Annotated in this window: 8 protein-coding genes and 1 pseudogene; 4 read left to right on the top strand and 5 right to left on the bottom strand. The window is 68.9% G+C overall.

The genetic code is table 11. The features are described from left to right. The first annotated feature begins 348 nt into the window (after positions 1-348). The 3 genes from K3F48_RS20290 to K3F48_RS20300 all read left to right on the top strand — a co-directional run bounded on the left by K3F48_RS20290 (position 349) and on the right by K3F48_RS20300 (position 3807). Entirely contained in the window at positions 349-2163 is a 1815-nt protein-coding gene (locus K3F48_RS20290; protein WP_222577262.1) for an aminopeptidase P family protein, read from the top strand. Then, positions 2160-2552 (top strand): hypothetical protein, encoded by a 393-nt coding sequence (locus K3F48_RS20295; protein ID WP_222577263.1) that lies wholly within the window; start codon positions 2160-2162, stop codon positions 2550-2552. Before K3F48_RS20290 ends, K3F48_RS20295 begins: the two co-directional genes overlap by 4 nt. Positions 2553-2817: 265 nt before the next feature. Beyond that, positions 2818-3807 carry a TonB family protein gene (locus K3F48_RS20300; RefSeq protein WP_222577264.1) on the top strand — a complete coding sequence of 330 codons (990 nt, stop codon included), beginning with the start codon at positions 2818-2820 and terminating at the stop codon, positions 3805-3807. 9 nt (positions 3808-3816) lie between these two features. Here K3F48_RS20300 and K3F48_RS20305 read toward each other — a convergent pair whose 3' ends face one another. From K3F48_RS20305 to K3F48_RS20315, 4 genes and pseudogenes are all read right to left on the bottom strand, one after another. Further along, positions 3817-9099, bottom strand: coding sequence for a hypothetical protein (locus K3F48_RS20305; RefSeq protein ID WP_222577265.1), 5283 nt, complete (start codon positions 9097-9099; stop codon positions 3817-3819). Positions 9100-9254: 155 nt separating this feature from the next. Continuing rightward, positions 9255-10022: a class I SAM-dependent methyltransferase gene (locus K3F48_RS24570; RefSeq protein ID WP_370631461.1), complete on the bottom strand. Its 768-nt coding sequence runs from the start codon at positions 10020-10022 to the stop codon at positions 9255-9257. Positions 10023-10085: 63 nt separating this feature from the next. Then, positions 10086-11354: pseudogene (gene purD, locus K3F48_RS24575) on the bottom strand (phosphoribosylamine--glycine ligase); the annotation flags it as partial. A 207-nt stretch (positions 11355-11561) separates the two neighbouring features. After that, complete coding sequence (locus tag K3F48_RS20315; protein ID WP_222577267.1) at positions 11562-13160, bottom strand: CHAD domain-containing protein; 1599 nt, start codon at positions 13158-13160, stop codon at positions 11562-11564. Positions 13161-13589: 429 nt separating this feature from the next. Here K3F48_RS20315 and K3F48_RS20320 point away from each other — a divergent pair, with 429 nt between their 5' ends. Next, a complete protein-coding gene (locus tag K3F48_RS20320) occupies positions 13590-14435 on the top strand; it encodes a nickel/cobalt efflux transporter (RefSeq protein ID WP_222577268.1) in 846 nt (281 codons plus the stop codon). Here the strand turns inward: K3F48_RS20320 and K3F48_RS20325 are convergent. Beyond that, the gene (locus tag K3F48_RS20325) at positions 14408-15304 is read right to left on the bottom strand and encodes an NAD(P)-dependent oxidoreductase (RefSeq protein WP_222577269.1); all 897 of its coding nucleotides are present in this window, start codon (positions 15302-15304) and stop codon (positions 14408-14410) included. The genes K3F48_RS20320 and K3F48_RS20325 overlap by 28 nt on opposite strands. Positions 15305-15364 lie beyond the last annotated feature (60 nt).

Genomic DNA, 15364 nt, shown 5'->3' on the forward strand with positions numbered 1-15364 from the left:
GCCAAACTCAGGACCGGATTAGAATCAATGTCATGCGCTTGTACAACCAATTTTTGTGCCGGACAGCCGTGGGCTCGCCCTGGCCATCCACGCCGTAACGCCGTGGTTTCTCGCAAATTTAGGCGCGGCGTCGACGTTGCGGCGACAAGTTCCGCGACTTGCCGCAAAATGCGAAATCCGCAGATCGCGGCCGTTTTCCCAGCATGTTTCCGCGGCTTGGCGTGGATGGCCGGAACAAGCCCGGCCATAACGGCGCTGCGCGCATTTTCAAGATGTGCGCATGCGGTAGCTTGGCTTTTCCGAGGGCGCCGTATTGCCGCAGGCGCGCGATGGGCATAGGCTCGAGACATGTTCGAGAGCAAATTCCAAAGTTTCGCCGATGACGCCGCCTCCGAGGACGGCGCCCTGCGGCTCGCCCGGCTGCGCGCCGAATTGTCGCGGCGCGGCGTCGATGGGCTGATCGTCCCGCGCGCGGACGAGCATCAGAACGAATATGTGCCGAAGTCCGCCGAGCGCCTCGCCTGGCTCACCGGCTTCACCGGCTCGGCCGGGGTCGCCGTCGTCTTGCCGGAGCAGGCGGCGCTGTTTGTCGACGGCCGCTACACGCTGCAGGCGCCCGAGCAGGTCGACGCGAAATGTTTCACGGTGATCGACATCGGCCAGACGACGCCCGCGCGCTGGCTCGCCGATCATGCGCCGAGCGGCGCGCGCATCGGCTTCGATCCGTGGGTGCATACGCCCGCGCAGATCGAGCGCACCGCCAAGGCGCTGGACGGCAGGCAGGTCGAGCTGGTCGCGCTCGACGGCAATCCGATCGACGCCGTGTGGAGCGATCGGCCGCCGCCGCCTCGCGGCGCCGTCGCGCTCTATCCGCCGCGCCTCGCCGGCCTCTCCGCCGCCGCCAAAATCGCGCGCGTGCGCAAGGAGATGGCGGACTCCGACGCGCTGCTCGTCTCCGATCCGCATGCGCTGTGCTGGGCCTTCAATCTGCGCGGCGCCGACGTCGCGTATACGCCGATCGCGCTCGGCTTCGCGCTGCTGCCGAAGCAAGGCCGGCCGCGCCTTTATTTCGATATGGCGAAACTGTCGCCGAAGACGCGCGCCGCGCTCGCGCGCCTCGCCGATGTCGAGCCGGCCGAGCGGCTCGGCGAGGATTTGGCGCAGGCGGGCGGGCGCCGCGAGACGATGATGTTCGATTCCGCCACCGCGCCGGCGCGGCTCGTGGATCTGTTCAAGGCGGCGGGCGGGCGCCCGCGCCTCGGCGACGATCCGATCGCGCTGCTGAAGGCGGTCAAGAATGCGACCGAGCTCGAGGGCGCGCGCGCGGCGCATCTGCGCGACGGCGTGGCGCTGACGCGCTTCCTCGCCTGGTTCGCCGGCGCGGCGCCCAAGGGCAAGCTCACCGAGATTTCGGCGGCGCAGGCGCTGGAGACGTTTCGGAGCGAGACCGGCGAGCTGCGCGATCTCTCCTTCCCGACCATCTCCGCCTTCGGCCCGCATGCCGCCATCCCGCATTATCGCGTCACCCAGGCGAGCGATCTGAAGATCGGACGCGGCGTCTATCTCGTCGATTCCGGCGCGCAATATCTCGACGGCACCACCGATGTGACGCGCACGATCGTCGTCGGCCGGCCGTCGAAGCAATTTCGCGATCATTTCACCCGGGTGCTCAAGGGCCATATCGCCGTGGCGAGCGCGGTGTTTCCCGCCGGCGTCTGCGGCGCGCAGCTCGACGGCTTCGCGCGGCGGAGCCTGTGGGAAGCGGGCCTCGACTTCGACCATGGCGTCGGCCATGGCGTCGGCGCCTATCTCTCCGTGCACGAGGGGCCGCAGCGCATCTCCAAGCTCGGGACCACGGTGCTGCGGCCGGGCATGATCCTCTCGGACGAGCCGGGCTATTATCGCGCCGGCGAATATGGGATTCGCCTCGAGAATCTCATCGTGGTCGAGAAGCGGCCTATTCCCGGGGCGGAGCGCGAGACGCTCGGCTTCGAGACCTTGACGCTCGCGCCCTTCGATCTCGAGGCGGTCGATCCCTCCTTGCTGACGCCGGAGGAAACGCGCTGGCTGAACGCCTATCACGCGCGCGTGCGCAAGGAGCTCGCGCCGCATCTCGACGCGCCGACGCGCAAATGGCTCGCGGGAGCGACGCGCCGCCTATGACGATCTCACCGACGTTGAAATTCGCCGCCGGCGCTCTGCTGCTGCTCGTGTTCCTGTTCAGCTTCGGCCTGCGGCTCTGGTGGATGCGCTCCGCGCCTTCCATGCCCGAGCTGCTGCAGGGGCTCGGCGATTCGCAGGCGCAGGGCGCGCAGGAGGCGTTCCAGAGCCGGCTGCGCGAACGCTTTCCGCCGGGCTCGCCGGAGACGGCGATGGTCCATGCGCTGCAGGAGCAGGGCTTTCGCGTCGACCATGGCCGCAAGGAGGCCGGCTTCGACCGCGCCGCCGATCTCGAGGACCATTGCCGGCGCGGCGGCGCGGCGCGCTGGTCGGCGGACGCCGAAGGCCGCATCGCGGAGATTTCGGGCGGCTATTACATCCGTTGCCCGTGAGGCGAGCCTGAAGGCTCGCGGTTCAGGGGGTGGCTCGGACTGCGAGCCTTCAGGCTCGCTCTATGTCGCTCCCCCAAAAAAGGCGTAATCGCGCGTCACAGCGCGCGCTGGCCGTCTCTGCGGGCTTGAACCTCGGCCGCTTTTCTGTGATTCCTCTCGAAGATAACGGATCGCGCTCGCCGATGAGACCTTCCTTCCGCATCGACGCGCCTCGCCGCGCTTCGGAGCGGCCCCCGGTCGGCGCGGACGGAGGCCCTCTCTCTTCATGACGTCTCAGGCGGATTCGGTCGAGCCCCCCGCGCCCGCGCCCGACGCGATCGTCACGGCGCCAGAGCGGCGCCGGCACGCGCCCCTCATCGTCTCGGCCATCGTGCATCTCGTGCTGCTGGCGATCGTGCTCTACGAGCAGGCGAGCACTTTCGACGCGCCCGAGCAGGAGGTTCCGGTCGAGGTGATCGTCGAGCCGCCGCCGCAGCAACCGCCGCCGGAGCCCGAGCCGCCGCCGGAGCCCGAGCCGGAGCCTGAAAAGGAGAAGCCGAAGCCCAAGGAAAAGCCGCCGCAGCAGAAGCTCGTTCTCGACGAGAAGCCGGCTTATGACGCGCCGCGCGCCGCCAATCAGGAGCCGCTCGAGCGCGAGGCGCCCGACCAGGAGACCAAGGCGCAGCATCAGGCGCCGGCCAACGCCGCGCGCGCCGCCAAGCCCTCACCCGAGGCCGCAGCCGATCCGCAGCGGCAGAAGGAGGCGACGGCGGAGCTCGCGCCCGAGCGACCCAAGGCGGAGGAGGACAAGAAGGACGCGGAAGTGCTGGAGGAGGCGAAGCTCGAGCCGCAGGCGCAGCCCGAGGAGACGCAAGGGCAGGTGGAGATCAAGGCCTCGCCAGAGCCCAAGCCGAAGTCGATCGCCGAGCAGCTCGCTTCATTGGAGCCCTTGCCCGAATTCAAATTCGGCGGCAAATCCAAGCCGTCGCCGGTAAGCGGCGGCACGGCGGACACAAGCTATTTTTCGATCCTGCACGGATTGATCGTGCCGCATATTCCGCTGTATCTGCGCCGCATGCGCACGCCCAATGTCGGCCAGATTCATTTCTTTGTGGACGGCGAAGGGCACCTCACCCATCAGGCGGTATATCGTTCGAGCGGCGTGCCCGCGCTCGACGCCGCCGCGCTCGCGGCCGTTCGCCGGGGGGCCCCTTCGTTTCCCGCGCCGCCGGGTGGGCACGCGGTGGCTATCACATTCGAATTCGCCTGGCATTGATCGCTCGCCTCACGACACCGCCCGCGCCAGCGCGTCGATCTGCGCTGTGGTCATGCCCGCGAGCTGCGTCGTCGTGAACGCCGCCACCTGATTGCCGTTCAGCGCCTCGAGCTCGGTGGTGGTCAGCGCCGCGATCGCCGTCGTCGAGAAGGCCGCGACCTGCGTCGTCGTCAGCCCCGAGAGCTGCCGGCCGGAGAAGGATGCGAGCGTCGTGCTCGCGAGATTATTGAGCTGCTGCGTCGTCAGCGCGCCGACCTGAGTCGAGGTCAGCGCGGAAAATTGCGCGTCGGTGAGAGCGGAGAGCGACGTCGTCGTCAGATCGACGATCTGTGTCGTCGCGAGCGCGGCCACTTGCGTCGTGTCGAGCGCGCCGAGCTGCGTCGTCGTCAGCGCGCGCAGCTGCTCACGGATCAGGCCGGAGAGCTGGGTCTCCGTCAATGCGTCGATCTCGGTGGCAGTGAGCGCCTGCGCCTGCGTCGCCGTCAACGCGCCGAGCTGCGTCGCCTGAAGTCCGGAAAACTGCGTCTCGGTCAGCGTCTCGATCTGCGTCGTCGTCAACCCCGCGATTCCATCGCTCGAAAAGGCGCCGATCTGCGTCGCCGACAGAGCGGAAAACTGCGTCGACGACAGCGCCGCCGCCTGAGTCGGCGTGAAGCCGCTCATCTCCGTGGTCGAGAGCAGCGCGATCTGCGTCGTGGCGAGGCTCGCCAATTGCGCCATGGTCAGCGCCCCGAAGGCGGTGGCCGAAATGCTGGAGAATTGCGTCGTCGTCAGCGCGGCGAGCTCTGACGGATCGAGGCCGGCGATCGCCGTCGGCGAGAGCGCGGCGATCTGCGTTGCGGTCAAGGCGGCGGACTGAGAGGCGGAGAGCGCGGCGATCTGCGTTACGACCAAGCCGGAGACTCCGGTCGAGGAGAGCGCGGCGATCTGCGCGGCGGAGAGCGCTTGCAGATCAGTGGCGTCGAGCGTGGCGACCTGTGTCGAGGTCAATCCGCCGAGCTCGGTCGCGGTGAGCTGCTTGAGCTGCGTCGTCGTCAGCGCGTCGAATTGCGTCGTGTCGAAGGCGCCGATCGCGGTCGAGGAGAAGGCGGCGAGCTGCGTGCTGGTGAGCGCGGCGAGGCGCGTGGTCGTGAGGCCGGCGACGCCGGTGGAGGCGAAGCCGGCGATCTGCGCGGCGGAGAGCGCGGAGAATTGCGTCGTGGCGAGGGCGGCGACTTCGGTCTGCGTCAGGCCGCTGACCGCGGCGCTCGACAGCGCGCCGATCTGCGTCGTCGTGAACAGGGCGAGCTGCGTCGTCGTCAGGGCGCCGGCGTGCGTCGCCGTCAGACCTGTGAGCTGCGTCGTCGTCAGCTCGCCGATCTGCGTCGATGTGAGCGCCGCGACCTGCGTCGTCGTCAGCGCCGCTATGCCGGTCGAGGCGAGGCTGCGGAACTGCGTCGTCGTCAGCGCGCCGATCTCCTGCGGCGTCAGCCCGGAGACGGCGGTCGTCGACAGCGCCGCGATCTGGGTCGAGGTGACGGTCGCGAGCTGAGTGGTCGCGAAGAGTCCGATCTGCGAGGCGGTAAGGCCGGCGATCGCGGCCGTCGTGAGCGCGCGGATCGCGGTGGTCGTCAGCGCGGCGAGCTGCGTCGCATCGAGTTCCGCGATCTGCGTCGAGACGAGTCCGCGCGCCTGCGTCGCGGTGAGAGACGCGACCTCCGTCGTGGTCAGCGCGTCGATCTGACTCGTGGCGAGCGCGCCGATCTGGGTCGCGGCGAGCGCGGCGATCTGCGTGTCGACGAGCTCGGCGAGCCGCGTCGCGGTGAGGCCGGAGATCGCCGTGGTCGAAAGCGCGGCGATCTGCGTCGTCGCGAGGGCGTCGAACTGTGTCTCGGCCAGGCTCGCCATTTGCGTCTGCGTGAGGCCGGCGAGCTCGGTCGTCGTCAGCGCCGTGATGTCGGCGGTCGTGAGGGCGGAGAGCCCGGTCGTCGTCACGGCGCCGAGCTGAACGGCGCTCAGCGCACGCAGCTGCGTCGTCGCCAGCGCGTCGAGCGCGCTGGTCGTCAAGGCGGCGACGGCGGTGGTCGATAGGCCGGCAATCTGCGCGCTCGTCAGAGCCGCGATCTGATCGAGGCCGAGCGCGGCGATCTGCGTCGCGCCGAGCGCGTTCATTTGAGTGGACGTCAGCGCGCGCAGCTGCGTCGTCGAAAGGCCGGCGATCACGGTCGCGTTCAGCGCGCCGACGGCACTATAGGAGAGAGCCGCGATCTGCGTCGTCGACAGCGCGCCGACCTCGGTCGTCGTCAGCGCCGCCGCCTGTGTGGAGGTCAGTCCGCCGATCTCGGTGGTCGTCAGCGCGGCGAGCTGCGTCGTCGACAGCGCGTCGATCTGTGATGTCGTCAGCGCGCCGATCTGCGTGGCGGCGAGGCCGCGCAATTGCGTCGTCGTCAGCGTCGTCAGCGCGCTCGTCGACAGGCTCGACAAGGCGTCCGAGGAGAGGCCTGAGAGCTGGCGCGAGGACAAAGCGGCGAGCTGCGTCGACGTGAGCGCGGCGATCTGCGTGTCGACGAGCGCCGCCATCTGCGTCGTCGCCAGAGCGCCGATCTGCGTGACGCTCAGCGCGGCGATGTCCGTGCTCGACAATCCGCCGAGGCCGGCCGTCGAAAGCGCCGCCATCTGCGTTGTCGTGAAGGCCGCGAGCTGCGCTTCGTCGAGCGCGGCGATCTGCGTGTCCGCGAGGGCGCGCAGCTGTGTCGCCGTCACGGCGCCGATCTGCGTCGTCGACAGCGTCGCGACGTCGGTGGTCGACATGGCGCTGAACGCGGCTGCTCCGATGGCGGCGACCTGCGTGGTCGTGAGCGCGCCGATCTGCGTCGTCGTCAGCGCGCGGATTTGCGTCGCGCCGATGCCGACCAGCGCCGTCGACGCCAGCGCGCCCACCTGTGTCGTCGAGAGCGCTGCGATCTGCGTCTCCGCCATCGCCGCAAGCTGCGCCGAGGTCAGCGAGCGAATTTGCTGCGTCGTCAGCCCGGCCGCCTCGGTCGTCGAGAGTCCGGCGACGGCGGTGGCCGAGAACGCCGAGATTTGCGTCGTCTGCAACACTGCGAGCTGCGATGCGGTCAAGGCCCCGAGCTGATCGGCGGAGAGGCTCTTGAGCTGAGTCGTCTTCATCGCCGCGATCTGCGTCGTGGAGACGCCGGCGATCTGCTGCGTCGAGAGGCCGGCGAGCGCGGCGGAGGCGAGCGCCGCGAATTGCGCCGTCGTCAGCGCGTCGAGCTGCGTCGCCGAGAAATCATCGAGCTGCGACGAAACGAAGGCGGCAAGATCGGTCGTCGTGAGCGCTGCGAGCTGATCCGCGCCAAAGGCGGCGATCTGCGTCTCGTTCAGCGCGCGCAGCTGCGCGGCGGTCAGCGCATCGAGCTGGGTGGAGGCGAGGCCGGCGATCTGCCCGCTGGTGAGGCCGCCGACGCCGGTGGTCGACAGGCCGGCGATTTGTGTGGTCGAGAGCGCCGCCAGCTGCGTCTGCGTCAACAATTCCACCTGCGTGTCGGCCAGCCCCGAGAGCGCGCGCGAGGTCAGCGCGGCGAGCTGTGTCGTGGACAGCGCGTCGATCTGCGCCGCGTCGAGCGAAGCGAGCGCGAGCGAGCCCAGTCCTGCGACTTGCGTCGTGGTGAGAGCGGCGATGCGCGTCGTCGTGAACGAGTCGAGCTGCGTCGTCGTCAGCGCCGCGATCTCGGTCGAGGTCAGCGTGGCGAATTGTGTGGACGAGAGGCGCGCGAGCGTCGCCGCGCTCGCGGCGGCTATTTGCGCCGCGGACAGGCGCTCGACCAGCAGCACCTGCAGCTCCGTCGTCGTCAGCGCGTCGAGCTGCGTCGAGGTGAGGGCGCGCGCCTGCGTCGTCGTGAGCGCGGCGAGCTGCGTCGTCGTCAGCCGGTGGAGCGCGTCCGCTCCCAAGCCGCCGATCTGCGCCGCCGTCAGAGCGGCGGCCTGCGTCGTCGTGAAGGCCTGGATTTCGGTCGACGAGAGCGCGTTGAGGAATGTGGTCGCGAGAGCGGCGACCTGCGTCGTGAGCAGTTCGGCGAGCTGCGTCGACGAGAGATCGCCGCGCCCGCTCGCCGTGAGCGCGGAAATTTGCGCCGCCGAGAGCCGCGCCGCCGGCAGCGCTCTGATCTCCGTCGTGGACATGGCGCCGATCTGGGTCGTGGTGAGGGCGCGCGCCTGCGTCGTCGTGAGGGCGCCGATCTGCGTCGTCGTGAGATTGTCGATCTGCGTCGAGGCGAGCCCGGCGATCTGCGCCGCGGTGAGCGCCGCGGCCTGGGTCGTCGTCAAGGATCGCAGCTCTGTCGCATCGAGGCTGTTGATCGAGGTCGTCGAAAGCGCGGCGATCTGCGTCGCCGTGAAGGCGGCGATTTGAGTCGAGGAGAGATTGCCGAAGGCGGTGGTCGACAGACTGGCGATCTGCGCATAGGACAAGCCGGCGACCGGCAGCGCCTCGATCTGCGTCGCCGTCAGGCCGGTGAGCTGCGTTTGGGTCAGGCTGCGGACCTGCGTCGTCGTCAGCGCGGAGAGCTGCGTCGTCGTGAGATTGTCGATCGTCGTCTTGGTGAGCGCGGCGATCTGCGTCGCCGCGAGGCCCGCCGCCTGCGTCGGCGTCAGCGATTGCAGATCCTCGGCGGAAAGGCTGTTGATCGCGGTCGTCGAAAACGCGCCGATCTGCGTCGCGCTCAGGGAATCGATCTGCGTCGTCGTCAGATTGTCGACTTCGGTCACGTTGAGCTTGGCGATCTGCCCGGCCGAGAGATTGCCGACGGTCAAGGCGATGATCTGATCGAGCGACATCGCATTGAGCTGCGTCGCGGTGAGGCTGCGCACCTGGGTGGTGGTCAGTCCGCCGAGCTGCGTCGTCGTGAGATTGGCGAGCTGCGTCGTCGTCAAAGTGGCGATCTGCGAGGCGGCGAGCGCATGGAGCTGCGTCTCGCTCAGCGAGCGAACCTCCGTCGAGGTGAGGTCATTGACTTCCGAGGAGGTCAGCGCGGCGATCTGCGTCGTCGTGAACGCGGCGAGATCCTCCTGCGCCAGCAGCTCGAATTGCGTCAGATCGAGCCCCATCAGCGCGGCCCGCGACAGAGCGGCCACCTGTGTCGAGACCAGAGCCTCGAGATTTGTCGTCGAGAGGCTGTTGAGCTGCGTCGCGGTGAGCGCGGCGACCTGCGACGTGGAGAAGGCTTCTATATCTTCCGTGTCGAGCTGGCGCATGATGGTCGTCGTGAGATGGGCGACCTGCCAGGTGGTGAGGGAGGAAATGATCGACATGGAAACCTCGCGCGTCGGGCGTCTGCGCGCGCGACGGACGGCGGGCCGGAAACGCTCGGTTCCGCGCGCCGAAACGGCGCCGTGGACGGCCGCAGCTTAGGGGCGGAACCCTTGCGCGAGGCTGAACGGTCGAGCGATTTCCGTTCGAGCGCACACTATCGGGGGAAGATCACGCGCGTAATCGCCGGGACGCGCTCTCGCGTCCACGGCAAGCGCATGAGATAGTCGAAAATCAATGCGCGCCATCCGCGGAAGAGGCGATAATCGAGGGTTTCGACCTGCTCGATGCCAGCCCATTCGCGCAAGGTCGGCGCGATCTCGCTGCGATCAATGCCCCATGGCATGGGCGGGATGGTCAAGCTCCTGCTCGGCCGATAGCCCTTCATCATCCGCTGCGACATCCAGCGCGGAATATGGTCGAAGCAAAAGCGCGCCTTTGGAAACCGACGCGCCATATCGGCGATGAGCGCGGCGACATCCGCGGGCTCGAGATACATCAGCAGGCCCTCGGCGGTGATATAGACCGGGCGTCCCGGCGGAATCTCGTCGAACCAGCGGCGGTCGAGCGCGCTCATCGCGACATGGCGATGATGATCGTCGGGCGCGATGAAGCGCTCGCGGATCGCGATCGATTCGGGCAGATCGACGGTGATCCACAGCGCCTCGTCGCCGCCGACCCGGTAACGATGCGTCTCCAGGCCTTCGCCGAGATTGACGATCACGCCATCGGGATGCGCGGCGAGAAAGGCGCGCAGCTCATTATCGAAGACGAGCGCACGATAGGCGTGCGAGGGCCCCGACGGTCCGAAGGCGGCGTCGTAGTCATAATCGAGCGCGCGATAGATTTCGAGCGTCTTCGGATCCCTCAGCACCCCATCGGAGCGCATCGCCTCGCCGGCGCGATTATGCAGCGTCCACAGCATGGTTTCCGGAACGCCGGTGAGATTGGGAGCGACCTTGCCGGCGTCCGCGCGAGCTTGCCCCGCCTCGCGCGCTACCGCGCGCCAGCCGATGTCGCGCCGGCAGAAACCCTCCGGCCAGTCGATCGCGTCGACGCCGTCATAGGCGATGCGCTGCGCCTCGCTCGCCGTGTCGGCGATCCCGGTCACATTCAGCACGCGGCCGCCGGCGGCGACGAGGCGCGCGCCGTCGCGGCGCGTGCCGGCATGGGTGACGACGACGCCGGCGATGGCGCGCGCATGCTCGAGGCCGCGAATTTCCGTCCCGGCGAGCGGCTGTCCGGGATAGCCTTTCGCCGCCAGCACCACGGTGAGGGCGAAGCGCGGCGAAAAGCGCAGCCGACGCTCCGGCAGCGCGCCCTTCGCGGCGGCGAGCATCAACTCCAGCAGATCGTCCTCGAGGCGCGGCAGCATCGCCTGCGTCTCCGGATCGCCGAAGCGCACATTGAACTCGATGAGCTCGGGCCCGTGCGCCGTCAGCATCAGTCCCGCGAACAGCGCGCCGGAGAAGGGCGCGTCCATCTCGCGCATCGCGGCGAGGGTCGGCTCGACGATGCGGGCCATGATCTGCGCTTCGATCTCGTCCGTCACCGCGGGCGCCGGCGAACAGGCGCCCATGCCGCCCGTGTTGGGGCCGGCGTCGCCTTCGCCGACGCGCTTGTGATCCTGCGCGGAGGCGAAGGGGAGGGCGCGCGTTCCGTCGCAGAGCGCGAAGAAGGAGACCTCCTCGCCCTCGAGCTTCTCTTCGATCACGACCTCGCCGCCCGATGCGCCAAAGGCGCCGGAGAACATGGTCGCGATGGCGCGCTCGGCCTCGTCGAGCGTTTCGGCGACGACGACGCCCTTGCCCGCGGCGAGCCCGTCCGCCTTGACCACGATCGGCGCGCCGACGGCGCGGACATGGGCGAGCGCCGCGTCCCTGTCGGAGAAGCGCGCATAAGCGGCGGTCGGAATGGCGTGGGCGCGGCAGAGATCCTTGACGAAGCCCTTCGAGCCTTCGAGCCGCGCCGCCGCCCGGGAGGGGCCGAACACGAGAACGCCCGCGGCGCGCAGCATGTCCGCGAGGCCCTCGACCAGCGGCTGCTCGGGCCCGACGACGACGAGGCCGATCTCCTTCTCCGCGCAGAAGCCAGCGACCGCCGCGTGATCCGCCGGGTCCAGCGCGACGATCTCGCCGAGCTCCGCCAGTCCCGGATTGCCCGGCGCGATGAAGAGGCGCGCGAGCAGGGGGCTGCGCGCGAGCGCAATCGCGATCGCATGCTCGCGCCCGCCGGAGCCGATGAGGAGAACATTCATGAGCAGCGTCCCGGAAAGAGAGTGGGAGCCGCTGAATAGGCCTTCGCGCGCCGTCGCGAAAGGGCGCTCCCCTTCTCCCGCAGCGCGAGTCGGAGAACCGCAGGGACCCTCATCCGACCCTCGCTAAAGCGAGGGCCACCTTCTCCCACAAGTGGGAGAAGGGACGCGCGTCGAGAGTCGGCCAATCGGCCGATGTCCGCTTCGCCATCACCGCCAGAACGGCTCGAGCTTCTTCAGCGATTTCTCGATTTTGCGCCAGTCGGCCGCGCCGGCCTCCTGCGCATGCGCGCACCAGCCGATGGCGAAGGCGCTCGCCGGACCGGCGGCCCGCCGCTCCTCGCCGATGTCACGCAGCAGATCGGCGGCGACCGCCATGTCATTGGCGGCGCCGAGCGCGTCCTGCAGCGCCGACGCCCGCCGCAGATATTTGCGCGCGCGGGACGGAGTGTCGAACAGAGATTCGAAGAATTCGGCTCCGTAGCGGGCCTTCTTGAAGGCGATGCGCGCCTCGTGCCGCTGCGCGGGCGTCAGCTCGGCGAGGCCGCGGGCCTTCTTCGTCGCCTTGCGATGCAGGCGGTCGAGCGAACGGATGGCGAAGGCGCGCGCCGAGCCCGGCGCGCTCGTGTCGATCGGCGCCTCGCCATTCTCTTTCGCCACGGCGCGCCAGTCGCGCGCGGCGAGCGTCGCGCGCAGATCGAGGACGAATTGGGTCGTCTCGGGCGCGGCGATCAGCGCCTGCGCGGCCGCGTGACGCTCCGCCCGGCGGCATTCGACGGCGTCGAGCAGCGCATAATAGCTCGGCTCGCCATTGGCCTGCGCGAGCGGGCCGTCGGCGAGCATGGTCTTCAGCACGTCGAGATTGCGCGTTTCGCCCAAGCTCGCCGCGATTTCCTTGGCGCGCGCGCCGGCGCGCTCCAGCCCCTCGCTTTCGACCCCGCGGCGCAGCAGGCCGACGCCGGCGCGCAGGCGCCGCAGCGCGACGCGCAGCTGATGAATGGCTTCCTCCGGCGCCGGCGAATGGGCGAGCGCGGGCCAATTGGCGAGGAAATGATCGAGGCACGAGCCGGCCATCGCGACAATCGCCTCATCGAGCGAGGCCCGCGGATCGAGCCTCACTCGCCTCGCCTTGATCGCGCGGATCTCCTGTCCCGCCGTCTCGCGCAGCGCCTGCTCGGCGGCGCTCAGCGGCAAGCAGCGCAGCGGCGCCTGGCGCGACAGCTCGGCGGCGAGCCGCCACAAACGCGGCTCCTCGCCCGCGACGAGCCATAGCTCGATTTCGAGGAGCGGCGCGCGCCGGCCGCGATATTCGAGGAAGCCGTCGTCGAAGCGGACGGCGATGCGCGCATCCGAAAGCTCGATCATCCGTTCCCGGCGATCGACCTCGGCGACGCAGCGCGCCTCGAGCGGCCGGTCGGCGATCTGCTGCCGCAATTCCTCCGAGCAGCCGAGCATCTTGCCGATATCGAGCGAGGGCACGCGCAATTCGATCGCGCTGCGCGCTGCGCCGGAGTCGGCGGCGGCCGGGCGGCTCCAGCTCAGCTCGACGAAGGAGGCACCGTGCATTTCATAGCCGCGCAGCAGAATGTTCTGCTTGCCGAGATCATTGGCGGCGGTGTCGAAGATGATGGAGCGCAGGCGCCGCGTCGGCCGCGCGGCCGCGCCATTCGACAGGCAGTCGCTGCGCATCGCCGCATTCATGGCGGCGCGGTCGACGCCGAAGCGGATGTGCGGTCCGCCTGGACGCCGTGCGCGTGAGCCGCGCATGCCGTCCGGCGGGGGCGCGGTCGAGGCGGTCGAGCGATCCATGACGAAACCGTGAGGCCCTCGCGTGAGACGGACGAGTTGTCGGCCGCCATCGCGCTCTGGTCAAGAGACGTCGCGGGAGCAAACTAGCACACAGGCCGGGAAATGACCATTTATCATTAAGTTCGATTTCCTGGGGCGGCGCCGCGGGCAGGGCGATCGGGTGAACGCAGGAAGGGGCGTATCACCCTCCCCTTCAAGGGGAGGGTCGGCCGGCGAAGCCGGACGGGGTGGGGTTTTCCCCGCAAAGACTCGGGGGCGCGCCCCCTCCCGAGCGCCTTCGGCGCAGGGCCTCCCCCTCGAGGGGGAGGTGGAAACGCCTCTTCCGGCGACAATTCTCGTTCACCCGATCGCCTGGCGCCGCGGCAAGGAGCCCTTACGCGGGCGCGCGAAAGCCGGTATATGCGCGGGCGCGGAGATTTTGGCGGGTGAATGGCGAACATAGCGGATCTCTTTCGTGACGGCGCGGCCAATGCGTGGCTGTTCGCGCCGACGGCGGTGGCGCTCGGCGCTCTGCACGGACTGGAGCCCGGCCATTCGAAGACGATGATGGCCGCCTTCATCGTCGCCGTGCGCGGCACGGTGGCGCAGGCCGTGCTTCTCGGCCTCGCCGCGACGGTCTCGCATACGGCGATCGTGTGGATCGTCGCGCTCACAGGGCTCTATTTCGGCTCGCGCTGGAACACGGAAGCGAACGAGCCTTATCTGCAGATCGTTTCCGGCCTTCTCATTCTCGCGGTCGCGGCGTGGATGGCGTGGCGGACATGGGCGGATCGGCGCGAGACGGCGGCGCATTCGCATCTCGGGCGTGGACGGCATCATCATTGTCACCATCACGATCACGATGAGGACCATGACGGCGGCCATTCGCATGACGCTCTGCTCGCGCTCGACGAGGAGCCGCTCGGCGCCCATGAGCGCGCCCATGCCGAGGAGATCGAGCGGCGCTTCTCCAATCGCCATGTGACGACCGGACAGATCCTGCTGTTCGGCCTCACCGGCGGACTCATTCCCTGTCCGGCTTCGATCACCGTGCTGCTGCTGTGCCTGCAGCTCGACCGCATGGCGCTCGGCGTCGCGCTGGTGCTGTGCTTCAGCATCGGCCTCGCGCTGACCATGATCGCGGTCGGCGTCGCGGCCGCGGTCGGCGTGCGCCATGCGTCGGCGCGCTTCACCGGATTGCAGGAGATCGCCGCGAAGGCGCCGTATTTCTCCGGCGCCCTGGTCTCGCTCGTCGGTCTCTACACGATCTATTCGGGCTTCGCCGCGTTCGGCTGACCGGGCGCGAAGGAGAGCGCCCGCACGCCCGGCGTGATCGGCGCGTCGAGGAAGAAGTCCAAAATGGCGTCGACCGTCGGGTCGACCGCATATTTGGTGAAATCCGTTTCGCCCTCCTCCTTCAGCACATTCACATCGACGAAGAAATTGCCGGTGCAGGCGCGCGCCTGCCGCGTCACGATCGCATGCGCGGCCTCGGCCACGATCTCGGGCTTGCGCGCGCGGCGCAGCGCCTCTTCTCCGCCGAGCAGATTGCCGACGGCGGCGGTGGCGATCGCCGTCTCCGGCCAGAGCGAATTCACCGCTATTCCCTTGCGCGCGAGATCGCGGGCGAGGCCGAGCGTGACGAGGCTCATGCCGTATTTCGCCATGGTGTAGCCGAGATTGGGCGAGAACCAGCGCGGATCGAGATCGAGCGGCGGCGACAGAGTGAGAATATGCGGGTTCTCGGCCTTCTCGAGATGCGGCAGGGCGAGCTTGCCGCACAGGAAGGTTCCGCGCGCATTGATCTGATGCATCAGATCGAAGCGCTTCATATCGAGCGTCTCGACGCCGCGCAGATCGATGGCGCTCGCATTGTTGACGAGAATGTCGAGGCCGCCGAACACGCCGACCGTCTTCTCGATCGCATCCTCGACCTGCGCATCGAAGCGAATGTCGCAGGGCAGGGCCAGCGCGCGGCCGCCCGCCGCCTCGATCTTTGCGGCGGCCGTGAACACCGTGCCGGGGATCTTCGGATGCTCGGCGACGCTCTTGGCCGCGACGGCCACATTGGCGCCGTCGCGCGCCGCGCGCAGAGCGATGGCGAGACCGATGCCGCGGCTGGCGCCGGTGATGAACAGGGTCTTGCCGGCCAGCGATCCCGCCATTGTCGTCGTCCTCCTTAATCGTCTGCGCTGCGTGAAAATTAAGATCCCCTCACCCTCGTC

The organism is Methylosinus sp. Sm6 (genome assembly GCF_019802345.1).
In the GTDB taxonomy this organism is placed as follows: Bacteria; Pseudomonadota; Alphaproteobacteria; order Rhizobiales; family Beijerinckiaceae; genus Methylosinus.

Excerpts from the sequence above, each read along its gene's own strand:
- K3F48_RS20325 (WP_222577269.1), bottom strand. The coding sequence starts at position 15,304 with ATGGCGGGATCGCTGGCCGGCAAGACCCTGTTCATCACCGGCGCCAGC.
- K3F48_RS20300 (WP_222577264.1), top strand. The coding sequence starts at position 2,818 with ATGACGTCTCAGGCGGATTCGGTCGAGCCCCCCGCGCCCGCGCCCGAC.
- K3F48_RS20295 (WP_222577263.1), top strand. The coding sequence starts at position 2,160 with ATGACGATCTCACCGACGTTGAAATTCGCCGCCGGCGCTCTGCTGCTG.
- K3F48_RS20305 (WP_222577265.1), bottom strand. The coding sequence starts at position 9,099 with ATGTCGATCATTTCCTCCCTCACCACCTGGCAGGTCGCCCATCTCACG.
- K3F48_RS24570 (WP_370631461.1), bottom strand. The coding sequence starts at position 10,022 with ATGCTGTGGACGCTGCATAATCGCGCCGGCGAGGCGATGCGCTCCGAT.
- K3F48_RS20320 (WP_222577268.1), top strand. The coding sequence starts at position 13,590 with ATGGCGAACATAGCGGATCTCTTTCGTGACGGCGCGGCCAATGCGTGG.
- K3F48_RS20315 (WP_222577267.1), bottom strand. The coding sequence starts at position 13,160 with ATGGATCGCTCGACCGCCTCGACCGCGCCCCCGCCGGACGGCATGCGC.
- K3F48_RS20290 (WP_222577262.1), top strand. The coding sequence starts at position 349 with ATGTTCGAGAGCAAATTCCAAAGTTTCGCCGATGACGCCGCCTCCGAG.